This is a genomic window from Winogradskyella pacifica (genome assembly GCF_003386275.1).
GTDB lineage: Bacteria > Bacteroidota > Bacteroidia > Flavobacteriales > Flavobacteriaceae > Winogradskyella > Winogradskyella pacifica.
The window spans coordinates 27,200-41,109 of the sequence record NZ_QREI01000011.1 but is presented as its reverse complement, the minus strand read 5'-3'; the positions used below and the strand labels follow the sequence as shown (position 1 = coordinate 41,109).

Annotated in this window: 12 protein-coding genes; 9 read left to right on the top strand and 3 right to left on the bottom strand. The window is 30.3% G+C overall.

The window, feature by feature from the left end; genetic code table 11:
- The first annotated feature begins 5 nt into the window (after nt 1-5).
- Together DFQ09_RS17570 and DFQ09_RS17565 are read left to right on the top strand one after the other, a co-directional pair.
- Nucleotides 6-1,226, top strand: a complete 1,221-nt coding sequence (locus DFQ09_RS17570; protein ID WP_115812729.1) for a metallophosphoesterase — start codon at nt 6-8, stop codon at nt 1,224-1,226.
- Between the two features lie 537 nt (nt 1,227-1,763).
- Entirely contained in the window at nt 1,764-2,861 is a 1,098-nt protein-coding gene (locus tag DFQ09_RS17565; RefSeq protein WP_115812727.1) for a DUF6544 family protein, read from the top strand.
- Between the two features lie 10 nt (nt 2,862-2,871).
- On the opposite strand, the gene DFQ09_RS17560 is transcribed toward DFQ09_RS17565, so the two are convergent.
- Nucleotides 2,872-3,888, bottom strand: coding sequence for a 2-hydroxyacid dehydrogenase (locus tag DFQ09_RS17560; protein WP_115812922.1), 1,017 nt, complete (start codon nt 3,886-3,888; stop codon nt 2,872-2,874).
- Between the two features lie 192 nt (nt 3,889-4,080).
- Nucleotides 4,081-4,530, bottom strand: a complete 450-nt coding sequence (locus DFQ09_RS17555; RefSeq protein WP_115812725.1) for a pyridoxamine 5'-phosphate oxidase family protein — start codon at nt 4,528-4,530, stop codon at nt 4,081-4,083.
- A 125-nt stretch (nt 4,531-4,655) separates the two neighbouring features.
- Here DFQ09_RS17555 and DFQ09_RS17550 point away from each other — a divergent pair, with 125 nt between their 5' ends.
- The 5 genes from DFQ09_RS17550 to DFQ09_RS17530 all read left to right on the top strand — a co-directional run bounded on the left by DFQ09_RS17550 (nt 4,656) and on the right by DFQ09_RS17530 (nt 9,389).
- Complete coding sequence (locus DFQ09_RS17550) at nt 4,656-5,390, top strand: LOG family protein (protein WP_115812723.1); 735 nt, start codon at nt 4,656-4,658, stop codon at nt 5,388-5,390.
- Nucleotides 5,391-5,753: 363 nt separating this feature from the next.
- Nucleotides 5,754-6,422, top strand: coding sequence for a BON domain-containing protein (locus DFQ09_RS17545; RefSeq protein ID WP_115812721.1), 669 nt, complete (start codon nt 5,754-5,756; stop codon nt 6,420-6,422).
- Nucleotides 6,423-6,531: 109 nt separating this feature from the next.
- The gene (gene ligD / locus DFQ09_RS17540; protein ID WP_115812719.1) at nt 6,532-7,431 is read left to right on the top strand and encodes a non-homologous end-joining DNA ligase; all 900 of its coding nucleotides are present in this window, start codon (nt 6,532-6,534) and stop codon (nt 7,429-7,431) included.
- A 119-nt stretch (nt 7,432-7,550) separates the two neighbouring features.
- Nucleotides 7,551-8,708 (top strand): baeRF7 domain-containing protein, encoded by a 1,158-nt coding sequence (locus DFQ09_RS17535; protein ID WP_115812717.1) that lies wholly within the window; start codon nt 7,551-7,553, stop codon nt 8,706-8,708.
- Between the two features lie 3 nt (nt 8,709-8,711).
- Nucleotides 8,712-9,389, top strand: coding sequence for a hypothetical protein (locus DFQ09_RS17530; protein WP_115812715.1), 678 nt, complete (start codon nt 8,712-8,714; stop codon nt 9,387-9,389).
- Nucleotides 9,390-9,522: 133 nt separating this feature from the next.
- Here DFQ09_RS17530 and DFQ09_RS17525 read toward each other — a convergent pair whose 3' ends face one another.
- Nucleotides 9,523-9,732 (bottom strand): dodecin family protein, encoded by a 210-nt coding sequence (locus DFQ09_RS17525; protein WP_092470113.1) that lies wholly within the window; start codon nt 9,730-9,732, stop codon nt 9,523-9,525.
- A 177-nt stretch (nt 9,733-9,909) separates the two neighbouring features.
- Here DFQ09_RS17525 and ppsA point away from each other — a divergent pair, with 177 nt between their 5' ends.
- Together ppsA and DFQ09_RS17515 are read left to right on the top strand one after the other, a co-directional pair.
- A complete protein-coding gene (gene ppsA, locus DFQ09_RS17520; protein WP_115812713.1) occupies nt 9,910-12,321 on the top strand; it encodes a phosphoenolpyruvate synthase in 2,412 nt (803 codons plus the stop codon).
- Between the two features lie 161 nt (nt 12,322-12,482).
- Nucleotides 12,483-12,932 (top strand): DUF2267 domain-containing protein, encoded by a 450-nt coding sequence (locus tag DFQ09_RS17515; RefSeq protein ID WP_115812711.1) that lies wholly within the window; start codon nt 12,483-12,485, stop codon nt 12,930-12,932.
- Nucleotides 12,933-13,910 lie beyond the last annotated feature (978 nt).

Here is a 13,910-nt window from a genome sequence, read left to right as displayed (position 1 = left end):
AACACATGAGAACAGTTTCTCTTTTTACAATTTTTTTATTGTGTTGCGCTATTTTATTGGTAGATATCACTGCTTTTTATTGGCTTAAATCTATAACTAATCTTATAGACTCTGCTTTTTTTAGCATAAGTATCCATGTTTTGTTCTGGATATTTACAGTTGGCTTAATAGCATCCATCTTAGTATTTAAAGTTATTTTAGATGATATAAGTCCTATTAGAAAACAATTACTAATCTCTAGGTTTTATGGTCTTGCCATATTGTCATTTGTACCCAAACTTATCTTCGTAATTATTATCTCTATATTGTATTTTACAAATTTCATGTTTTCAGAAAGTAAGTCACTAATTGTAGTGCCCATTGTTGGACTCTTTTCTGGGTTTCTTCCTTTTTTTGTGATTCTGTATGGTATTTTAAAAGCTAAATATAGATTTAAAGTTCATCATCATATAATTAGAACTAAGCTATTACCAAAACCTTTTGATGGTTTAAAGATTGTTCAGCTATCCGATTTGCATTTAGGTAGTTTTAATTATAGATATAAAAAACTAGAATCTGCTATTGAAAAAATTAACCATTTAAAACCAGATTATATTTTTATTACAGGAGATTTAGTAAATAATTTTGAATGGGAATTACGTGGTTGGGGTAAAGTTTTTAAACAATTAGAATCAAAAAATGGAAAATATGCTATTTTAGGTAACCACGATTATGGAGATTATAGTCTATGGGAATCTTTAGAAGCAAAACAAGAAAATTTTGAAGCTATTCAGCAATTTTACAAAACTATTGATTTTAAATTATTATTGAACGAAGCCGAAATTATTTCAAAAAACAGCGAAGAAATAGCAATAATTGGAGTAGAAAATTGGGGAGAACCACCAATTAGACAATATGCAGATTTAGAAAAAGCAATTACTAAAGTGCAACACGTTCCGTTTAAAATTCTATTATCTCACGACCCAACACATTGGCCAGAAGAAGTGATAGACAATACAGATATCACTTTAACACTTGCAGGTCATACGCACGGCATGCAGGCCGCTTTTCAATATAAAAATTTGCAATGGAGTCCTATAAAATACAAGTTTAAACATTGGGCTGGTTTGTACAAACACAATGCCCAATATCTGTATGTAAATAGAGGTTTGGGTTGGTTAGGTTTTCCGGCCAGAATTGGTATGCGTCCAGAAATTACATTTATAGAACTAAAAACCAAACCTTAAGAGATCCTTATCGTAATAATACATGTTCAAACCTTATTAAAGTTGAGATATAAGATATCTAATAACTAGAATTTAAGATTGCCTAATCGTACATTTTGAGAAGAACCTACTATTTAGCAAGTACAACAAAATGTAAATACACCTTCTATAACTTATAGACTATTAAATATTCTAAAAAAAAATGGATTCATTGAGTTCAACTGACCTGCATCATTCTAACAAAATGCTTTAATAATTAACTTTAGGTTATATAAAATGTGCTATTATGAAAATCTATACTAAACTTTATATTGCAGTAATCATACTTATATTTTGTACAATTTTTCTTTTATAAAATTGAGTTATTGTTCTAATACTAAAAAAACACAAAACTATCCCAACAAACTAATGCTATACAATATAGTAATTATTCAGTATTAAAAAGGTTTCTTTTGAGTTAGTAATACTAAAAAAATCTGTTAGTTGTATAATCTCTCATGTAAATGATTATCAATAATCATTAAATATGACAATTGAAACAATAGTAAATCTAAACAAATGAAATCTGCCTTCAGTTTTATTTTAATAATCCATGGTCTTATTCACTTAATAGGCTATGTGAAAGCTTTTTTTGAAACAGACATCAGTAAACAACTAGTAGGAGTTTCAAAACCTATTGGCTCTATATGGTTAGTCACTTTTATTATGTTTATAGTTGTCTCAATACAAGTTCAAACTGGTAAAAAGTGGTTTTATTTAGGGCTTATTGCTGTCCTAGCATCTCAAATTCTTATTATTCTAGCTTGGAGCGATGCTAAGTTTGGTACCATTACCAATATTGTTATTTTACTAGTGAGTATTTCGGCTTTTGCTTCGGATAGATTTGATGCACTAGTTGAAAAAGAATCAAAACAAATACTTCAGAATATAAAAACTAAAAATCTTCCGATAATTTCGGAAAATGATATTGTGCATTTACCGCAGATTGTTCAGAAATGGATTATTAATTCTGGTTCTATAGGAAACCCAATAGTACAATCTGTAAGATTAAAACAAATAGGAAACATGCGAACTAAACCAAATAGCAAATGGATGCCATTTGAAGCTACACAATACTTTAATGTTGAGAATCCTTCATTTATATGGCAAACAAAAGTTGCTGCATTACCATTAATCAACATACATGGTAGAGACAAATTGAAAGATGGTAAAGGAGAAATGCTTATTAAACTTGCAGGACTTCTTCCTTTGGTAAACGCATCAGATAATCCTAAAATAGATTCTAGCGCAATGCATAGATATTTGGCTGAAATATGTTGGTTTCCTTCTGCTGCATTAAGCAATTATTTAAGTTGGGAAATCATAAATTTTAATGCTGCTAAAGCAACCTTTATTTATAAAGATCAATCAGTTTCAGGTATCTTTACTTTTAATGACAAAGGAGATTTAATAACATTTGAGGCAAAACGTTATTATGGTGGTAGTGAAAATTCTAAATTAGAAAAATGGCAAATTACATTGGAAGCTTATAAGGTCTTTCACGATATAAAAATCCCATATAAATCTAATGTAACTTGGAAATTTAAAGAAGGTGATTTTAATTGGTTAAATTTAGAAGTCGTGGCTTTAGATTATAATTCAACAGTAATATATTAAAAATCTAATTTTATAAAGTTTGTGTTGTGTTATCAATTTTAGTTAATTCATTTTCTGTTTCTTTTCCTGCTTCCCAACAGTCTAAATTATAGATTGTAGTTTCTGCTATATTAGTTAAAGCTTCATCTGTTAAAAAAGCATGATGCCCTGTAATTAACACGTTGGGTTTGGCATTTAGGGCCAATAATAAATTATCATCAGGAATATTAAGAGAATGATCACTAAAAAAAATTCCTTTTTCGTTTTCAAACACATCCATACCTAAAGCGCCAATTTTTCCATTTTTAATGCCTTCAATAACATCTTTTGTATTAATAACTGCACCTCTAGCAGTATTTATAATGACAACCCCTTGTTTCATTTCAGAAATTAAATCTTCATTTATAAGTTGATGAGTTTCTCTATTTAAAGGCATATGTATAGATATAATATCTGCTAGCTCGCATAATTTTTTAAGCGTTGTATAACGCAAATTATAATTAGTAACTAATTCCACATTTTGCTTAATATCATAACCCAAAATATGACAACCAAATCCATGCATTATTTTGGTCATTACAGCTCCAATTTTTCCGGTGCCAATAATACCAACTGTTTTATTATTTAAATCAAAACCAACGAGATTATTGATATTAAAATTAAAGTGTTTTACCCTTCGATTAGATTCAATTAATTTTCTATTTACTGCTAATAATAAACCTGCAGCATGTTCTGCAATTGCATAAGGTGAATATTCAGGTACATTTGCTACTCTAATGTATAACCTAGTTGCTGTTTTTATATTTACATTATCAAAACCAACAGACCGAAGTGCTATATATTTCACGCCAAAATCCCTAAGTTTTTCGATGGTATTAAAACATGCTTCATCTGCTGAGAATATAGATATGGCGTCATATCCTATAACCTTCATAGCTGTTTGGGATGATAAAGCTTCTTTAACAAAAAGGAATTTATGCTTTCCCCTATTTGCTTGTTCTAAATAAGGAATTTCAAAATCTTTGGCACTAAATATAAGTACTTTCATCTGTTTATATGTATTATTCTCTTTCTCAACAGTTATTATGATTAAAATACCGTTCACTACTAACGAACTCATATATACAATAATGCTCTACAAACTCGCTTCATATTAAATTGCGGATTTGAGTAAATTTAAAATCTATTAAATAATCTATTAAACAAAATATTAACCTTTATTATAATAAGAATTTGTTAATTACGTTTTTTCGTACCGTCCTGTTTTATTGGTTAGTTCAATTCTATACACAACACCCTTCATAGCTTCAATAGTTTTTTGGTGTGAGTCACTCATAGGATGACTAATTGTGGTTTCACCAGTCATTAATGGCATTACTGCATTCATTAATATTTTAAGGCCTTCTTTACGTTGCTCTGGTGATTTTAATTCTTCAAATTTCCCCCAAGCAATAACGCTTCTCCAATTGCTCATATTCTCCATCACATCAACTTCAAAACAAACCATAGGATTTTTTCGCATCATGCTAATCTTTAAGCCTTCTTTGGTGTGACCATAAATATATTTTCCGTCGTAAGCATAAGTTACAGGTACTACATAAGTTCTATCATCCGCATGGCAACCTATTCTACCGATAATTAAACTCTGCAATACGTGTTCAATTTGTTTATTATTTAAATAGCCTAACATGTTTTCTTTTATGAATTAATTACACTTATATAACAAAGTAAGCTCAAAAAAACTACTTCTGAAATGACCAATATCAGTTGAAGATTAAGGAACGCTTCCTATTTTTAAAAAACCATATATTAATTATGAAATATAATAATCGTGAAGCAAAATTTCTAGGTGGCAGAAGAAATCGTATTAAAGAATTAATTAGCTTGCTTTCTATAGTATCCGAGTTTATTCATGGCTTTAGGAAACTCCATTTTCTAGAACCATGCATAACCATTTTTGGCTCTGCAAGGTTTGAAGAGAATAATTTATATTACCAACAAGCTAGAGCACTTGCACAACTTATTTCTAAAAAAGGATTCACGGTTATGACTGGTGGTGGACCTGGTATTATGGAAGCTGCTAACCGTGGTGCAAAAGACGTTTTTGGGATGTCTATTGGTTGTAATATTGAATTACCAAAAGAACAGCATCCCAATTCATATCTTGATTTTAATATTACCATGAATCATTTTTATGTTAGAAAAGTACTACTACTAAAATACTCATATGCATTTGCTGTGTTTCCTGGTGGTTTTGGCACTATGGACGAACTTTTTGAAACACTAACACTGCTTCAAAACAAAAAAATATCCAATTTCCCAGTAGTACTATTTGGTAAAGATTATTGGTCTAAATTATTAGAACAAATAAAAGTAATGCAAATGCTAGGAACCATTTCAGAAAACGATTTAGATTTGTTTTTGGTTACAGATTCTGTTTCAGAAGGTATGAATTATATCAATATAAAATTAGAAAGTAAATATGGTGCTCCGCTTAAAATTAAGACATCTAAAAGCAGATGGTGGGATGGAGAAAAAAGGAATTTATAGCAACTAAATCTAATTCCTAAAATAATGTACTTTTTCAATTAAAGCACAAATTCTCTATTCTGGGAATGGAAAAAGTAGTTTTTTCGTTATTGTTTTTTTACATGCTGTTAGCAAATGCTCATTCTTTTTATAGTTATAATATATTTCTAAAAATTGTTTTTAACGCATATACTTTAAATAAAAGTATCAAGAAGCAATGCTATAACATCAAAAAATTGCTAAGTCAAAGAAACAAAAATGTTAAAATCACATAGACTGATCTAGATCATTATCAACCACTTCCAATCTAAATACATTTGTATCACAAGATCAATCTTATTGTAAAAATGGGATTAGTTAATGTTTAATTAAAATCTTAAAAAAATGAAAACAGATGTAGAAATTAAAGACGATGTATTAGACGAATTAGCGTGGCAACCTAATATCGATGAAACTCAGATAGGAGTCATTGTCGAAAATGGAGTAGTAACACTTAGCGGTGTAGTTAATAATTACTCTAAAAAACTAGCTGCAGAAACAGCTGCAAAAAGTGTTGAAGGAGTAAAAGCTGTCGCTCTCGATATAGAGGTTAAGTATGGCAATGATTTTAAGAAAACCGACAAAGAGATAGCCAAAGCTATTGTCGATGCTTTTGAATGGAATTCTTCAGTTCCTGAAGACGATATTACAGTAAAAGTTGAAAATGGTTGGGCCTATTTATCAGGTGAAGTACAATGGTCTTACCAAAAAAATGCTGCAAAAAATGCTATTAAGAATTTATTAGGAGTAAAGGGTGTGAGTAATTCTATCTCATTAAAAAATAATATTAAACCCTCAGAAGTCAAAGATAAAATCAAAAAAGCATTTCAACGAATGGCAACTCTAGATGCAGATAGCATTATTCTAGAAACTCATGGTCATACGGTGACTTTACGTGGAAAAGTACATTCTATTAAAGAAAAAGAAGATGCTGAAACTGCTGCTTATAATGCACCTGGTGTTTATGATGTTAAAAATGAACTTAAAGTACAATATTATACAGAGTATGCATAGACAAACTATTGTATGAGTTTATTTTATCAAAACAACCTTGATTTTAGCTCATGAATCAAGGTTGTTTTAATATCTAGAACAATACATAATTAACATAAAATATAATCTGATGAACATTAACACTCAAGAAATAAAAATCACACATAAAGATAAGGTGTTATTTCCAGAATCTGGAATTACAAAAAATGACTTGATTCTATATTATGATAATATTGCAAATTATATACTTCCTTATTTAAAAGACCGTCCGTTAACCATGCAACGATTCCCTAAAGGTATAGGTGAAGAAGGCTTTTTTCAAAAAAATGCCCCAGATTATTTTCCAAAATGGATTCCAATTGTAAAAATCAAAAAAATGGATGGTTGGGTTAATCATGTGGTCTGTAATTCTAAAGAGACTTTGCTTTATCTTATAAATCAAAATGTATTATCCTTTCATGTTACTTTAAGTAAAGTTGAAAAAATAAATCATCCAGATAAATTAGTTTTTGATTTAGATCCGCCGAAAGGAAATTTTAAATTAGCTGTTAAAGCTGCAAAAGCATTACGTTTTCTTTTAGAAGAAAAGTTAGAGCTAAATACTTATGTAATGACCTCTGGTTCTGAAGGATTACATATTGTAATACCAATAAAACCAAATCAAAACTTTGATGTAATACATAATTTCACAAAAACCGTAGCAAATTATATTTGTAACAATAACCCAACAGAATTTACGACTGCAATTAGAAAAAACAAACGCGAAGGCAGACTATACATTGATTTTCTTAGAAATTCTTATGCACAAACTAGTGTTGTTCCATATTCAATTAGGGCTATAGAAAATGCACCTGTAGCGACAACTTTACATTGGAATGAATTAAATGACGCCTCACTAAATGCCCAATATTATACTATGGATACTATTTTTAAACGATTAGAAACAATAGACGATCCTTGGAAAAATTTTGAGCAAAATGCTAATTCAATTGATAAAGCAATAAATACAATAGAAACACTTATTAATTAATGTTTTTAAACAACATTAATAATACAGCGCTACTGATGTGGGTCATTTTATAAGTTTTGCTATTTTACGACCTTAGTAAACAAGTTAATACAAATTTGGTTCATTAAATCCGAAATATCATGACTTTACTATCTAAAAAAGAAATAGCCAACTTACATCATATCCATCAAGAAAATTGTATTTCAATTTTTATACCTACACACAGATTAGGAAAAGAAGTACTACAAGAGGAGGATTCTTTATCCTTAAAAATACAATTACAACATGTAAAAAAAAAATTAGCAAAAAAAGGAATTCATAAAACCACTATTGATACTATTACGGCACCAGTTCAGAAATTAATAGATGACAATTTGTTTTGGAGGCAACAATCCGATGGTTTAGCTATTTATATAGCCGAAAATTATTTTCAAAAATTTACACTCCCTATTTATTTTGAAGCCTATAATTATATCTCAAATTCATTTTACCTAAAACCTTTGATGCCACTTTTTGTTGATGATGGTCGTTTTTATTTAATGACATTAGAATTAGGTAAGGTTAAATTATATGAATGTACTCAGCATAGTATTACCGAAATTATTATCGATGATTTAATACCTAAAAATCAACAAGACATTGTTGGTTATGATTACGAAGAAAAAAATCTGCAATTTAGAACACTGCAAGCTGGTAGAGGACAAGCAATGTTCTATGGGCAAGAAGCTGCTACAGGAAAAAGAAAAAATGAAATCAAAACATATTTCAGAGCTATTAATGATGGTCTTAAACCAATCTTAAAAGATGAAAACATCCCCTTAGTTGTAGCATCTCAAGACTATCTTTTTGATATTTACAAAAGCGTAAATACATACTCAAATTTCTCTAACAAAAACATCAATAATCATCTTAAAGCCAAAGATATTTTAGATATACATGAGATAGCTTGGGAAGCTATATCCACTACTTTTGACCAAGAAAGAAAAGATAAAATAACACGTTTCTTAGAAGCACAAGGCACAGGAAAAACAGCTATTGAAATAGAAATAATATTACCTAGTGCTTTTGAAGGAAAAGTTGATACATTATTCTGTGAAAATTTAGAAGATATATTTGGGATATATAAATTAGAAAACGACATCATAACTATTACCGAAACTGAAGAAAATGATACAACGATCTCATTGATGAATCTGGCAGCCATAAAAACATTTTTAAATGGTGGTTCTGTTTATTTGATAGACAAAGTAGAGATGCCTAATCCAAATTCAAAAATCAATGCGCTTTTTAGATATTAAAAAATGAAGCAGTATAAATTTATAGTATTTGCCGTATGCTTAACCTTCTTTTGGTCATGTGAGCCTCCTGTGGTTTTTTCTGAACCTCAGCCTGAAGGCATTGCTCCCTTAACATTAATTCCCAAACATTTTCAAGGCATCTATTGGTGTGAAAATGACAGTGTAAGTTTGCGTGTTGATAAAAATTTTATTTATAAAAGTAAACTATTTGATGTAACATTTACGCAACAAGAAATAGAAGCTACAGAAGATATTAAAATAGAGAACGAACAATTAGTTATAAAGGACGTAAATCAATCTTTCCCTGCCATCGAAAAAAATGGAATTATTTATTCTACAATAAATCTGAAAGACACGATTTTTTCAAATCGAATATCCAAACATGTTTTAAAACAGTTTAAAGGGCATTTAATTCTGAATAATCAAATAAGCGATAATCATTGGGAAGTAAAAATTATGAGCTTAAAACCAGAAGGCTCTCTTGTCATTTCAAAAGTAAATTATCCAGAAAACCTTGCAGCACTAGAAACCATTACTACTGTAAAAATAATTGAAAAAAGAGAAAGAGAACAGATTTTGGTTTCGCCAACAAAAACTGAGTTTGCCCAGATTTTGGATAAAAAATTAATTTTTATTGACAATTGTCAGGAGTTTAGGCCCATTATCTTATTGAAAAAATAGATGCAGATTATTTGTAGCATTTCCTCTTAGTTATTATATCTAATAAAATAATAAAAGAAGAGATTCCTAAAAGCAAAGACCCTCAATCTTTTGCGCACTTTCAGGAATCCTCTTCAACCCTAACTAATACTAATTATTCTGTATCCATTATTCCAAAACACACTTTAGTAGTTACCCGATATTGAACAACGGCATTGTTTTTTACCGTAGCCTGCATATCTTTTACATAAACAGATTTAATATTTTTTACACTTTTTGAGGCTTCTGTAACTACATTTTTAACCGCATCATCAAAACTCACTGTAGAGTTTCCTAAGACTTCAATTACTTTTAATACTGACATAACTTATGTTTTTTTTATTGTTAATACTATCACGAAAATAATTTGAGATGCACTATCTAGAAATGACCTAGGTCAATCTCACATTTTTTTAATTTTATTAGAGTGACGAGGGTCATTTCATAAAATAGATACAACCACTATTTTTAAGAATTATGAATCCAATATATTAAAGAAACTATGGAATCTCGTATTAAAAAATTCAGTGAAATTGGTATAAAAGATGTTTGTACTGTAGGAGGTAAAAACGCATCTTTAGGCGAAATGTATAATAAGTTAACTTCAAAAGGTGTTTCTATACCTAATGGCTTTGCTACTACATCCTATGCTTTTTGGGAGTTTTTAAAAGAAAATAAAATTGAAACACCTCTAAAACAATTGCTAACAAAGCTTAATAGAAAAGACTATTCCAATCTAGAAACTATTGGAGAACAAGCACGAAAATATATTCTAAATGGTACTTTTTCATCTGCGTTTTCCAAAGACATAAAGAAATCTTATACTAGTTTATGTGGCAAGGACTTAAAAGAAGTGGCAGTTAGAAGTAGTGCCACTGCTGAGGATCTTCCAGATGCTAGTTTTGCAGGACAGCACGAAACGTATTTAAATATTAAAGGCGAGGATGAATTACTAGAAGCTGTAAAAAAATGTTATGCATCCTTATATACCAATCGTGCTATAAAATATCGTGAAGACAAAGGTTTTAAACATCATACTATTGCTTTATCTGTTGGTATGCAACTTATGGTACGCTCAGATAAAGGCTGTTCTGGTGTAGGTTTCACCATAGAACCAGAGTCTGGTTTTGAGAATGTTATTGTATTATCTGGTGTTTGGGGATTGGGAGAAAACATTGTACAAGGCACTGTAAATCCGGATGAATTTTATGTCTTTAAACCTAGTTTGAAACAAGGTAAATATCCTATTATTCAGAAAAAAATGGGAGACAAAAAACTATCAATGATATACGCAAATAAAACGCAAGAGCAAAGTATTGTTAATTCAAACACACCAAAAAATAAACAACAACAATTTGTACTAACCGATAAGGAAATTATAAAACTTTCAAATTGGGCAAAATTGATAGAAGATCATTATCAAAAACCTATGGACATAGAATGGGCAAAAGATGGCATTACAAATCAGTTATTTATCACTCAAGCACGTCCAGAAACGGTACACCAAACTCGAAATAAAAATAGTCTTATTGAATACAAACTCTTAGAAAAAGGGACCATTCTATCCCAAGGAAATGCCATTGGCTCTAAAATTAAAGTTGGAAAAGCTTGTTTTTTAAAATCCCCTAAAAACGTCGGTTCTTTGGTACCAAATACAATAATAATTACTGACACAATTACGCCAGATTGGGATCCACTACTAAAGCAAGTCTCTGGTATTGTAACTAACAAAGGAGGTAGAACTAGTCATGCAGCCATCGTCGCACGAGAGTTAGGTGTACCTGCCATTGTGGGCTGTGGAGATGCCACACAGACTATTATAGACGGCACTATAATTACTATATCCTGTGCTCAGGGAAAAACGGGATATATTTATAAGGGAGAACTCTCTTTTGAAGAAAAAGAGATAGATTTTCAAAACATTAAAATGCCAAAAACGGAGGTAAAAATGATTCTCGCTGATCCTGAAAATGCCTTTCCCCTATCCTTTTATCCTAATGATGGTGTGGGATTATTACGAATGGAGTTCATTATAACTCATAATGTTAAGATTCATCCTATGGCATTAGTAAAATTTGATCAACTAACAGATATCTCGTTAAAAAAAGAAATTACAAAAATCACTGAGATTTATAAAGACAAAAAAGAATATTTCGTAGATAAACTATCACAAGGAATCGCAACCATTGCAGCTGCTTTTTATCCAAAAGAAGTGATTGTGCGCTTAAGTGATTTTAAAACTAATGAATATGCCAATTTAATAGGAGGAAAAGATTTTGAACCTCATGAAGAAAACCCCATGTTAGGCTTTAGAGGCGCTTCTCGTTATTATAGTGATTTATATAAATCAGGTTTTGCATTAGAATGTGAAGCTATTAAAAAAGTAAGAGAACAAATGGGACTCACAAATTTAAAAGTAATGATTCCGTTTTGCAGAACTTTAGATGAAGGTAAAAAAGTAGTAGCTACAATGGCCGAAAATGGGTTGAAGCAAGGTGATAATGAATTGGAAATATATACCATGATTGAAATTCCTAGCAATGTAATTTTAGCTGAAAAATTTGCTGAGATATTTGATGGTTTTTCTATTGGTTCAAACGATCTAACACAACTTACATTAGGTATTGATAGAGATTCAGAATTAATGGGAAAACTATTTGATGAAAACGATAAGGCGGCAAAACAGATGATTAAAATGTCCATACAATCGGCTAAAAAAACACAGACTAAAATAGGATTATGCGGACAAGCACCAAGTGACTTCCCTGAATTTGCGGCTTTTTTAGTTAATGAAGGTATTGATAGCATTTCATTTAATCCAGATGCATTATTACAAGGTATTGAGAATATTAATAAAGCAGAAAAAAGTTTGAAAGTCGCTAACAAAGCCAATGACTTTATTTTTTATATATAAAGTTATTAGTTACTGACGTGTATCATTTTGAAATTGAAAAGGTTTTGGTTCCTTTGATAGTAATTCAAATTACTATATTATTCTATTTATTCAAATAATTAAACTTAATACGATTTAAAAATAGCTAATTAGAATATTCATTTAACCTAAAAACAAATACTATGTCACTAAATTTTAATCAATACGCAGCAGAAGGAAATACGTTTTTAAAAGAATATGCCAAAGAGCTATGCCTCTCTGAAGACCCAGATAGAGCTGGTCGTGTACTTAGTTCTATTTTACACGGCTTACGTTCTATAATTTCGGTTGAAGAATCCTTACAACTTGTAGCCCAACTTCCTATGTTTTTAAAAGCTGTTTATGTAAATGGCTGGTCAATTAAAACAAATAAAAAAAGAGTAAAAGATGTGGAAGGTTTTATAGATCTCATTAGGTCTTTTAATGGTAAAACATCTTTGTATGATTTTGAGTCAGATGAAATCGCCGAAGATTATATATACTCAACATTCTTAGTTTTAAGAAGGTATGTTTCTAGTGGAGAGCTGGATGATATAAGAGGAGAATTACCCAAACGATTAAAAGGTCTTATTTTCGAGCACATATTTGTTTAGTAATGTCGAAATTTCTCAATAATTCTTCCAGGCCATTTTGATAACGTTGAGCTTAAGTGAATAATCTTATGTACAACTTTGTAAATTAATTAATAAAAATTATTCAGACTGATCTGGGTCAGTTCATACTCTAAAAAGCAGTTGTAAATTAGCAGTATAATTAATAAGATAGTTCTTTGAAAACATAAAAAATAGGGTCTTGGTGTAGCAATACAACAATGGCCTTAGGTGCAAAACTGTACTTGAAAGCTTTAAACGTATTGTGTTGACTTTGTAAAAGAAGTATATGCAAGATCAGACTAAGACTGTAAAGAACATTTTTCACCAGTAATCTGGGACATTAGTTGTCCCAGATTATTTAAAACACTGGTTGTCAACTACTGTAAAGTAAGTGCAACCTGTAGGAAGCGATTGAATTTGTTTTACTAAAATTGATCTTTTAAAAATTCCAGAAATGGAAGGTTTGATTGGTTGGTTAGACGTACAGATAAAATGAATCGTCTCAACAGGAAACTGGAAGTTTAGGCTTCCAGTTTCTATTTAAAAAAATATTATTCAGACTGATCTGGGGCAGTTCATACTCTAAAAAGCAGTTGTAAATTAGCAGTATAATTAATAAGATAGTTCTTTGAAAACATAAAAAATAGGGTCTTGGTGTAGCAATACAACAATGGCCTTAGGTGCAAAACTGTACTTGAAAGCTTTAAACGTATTGTGTTGACTTTGTAAAAGAAGTGTATGCAAGATCAGACTAAGACTGTAAAGAACATTTTTCACCAGTAATCTGGGACATTTAGTTGTCCCATATTATTTAAAACACTGGTTGTCAACTACTGTAAAGTAAGTGCAACCTGTATGAAGCGATTGAATTTGTTTTACTAAAATTGATCTTTTAAAAATTCCAGAAATGGAAGGTTTGATTGGTTGGTTAGACGTACAGATAAAATGAATCGTCTCAACAGGAAACTGGAAGTTTCG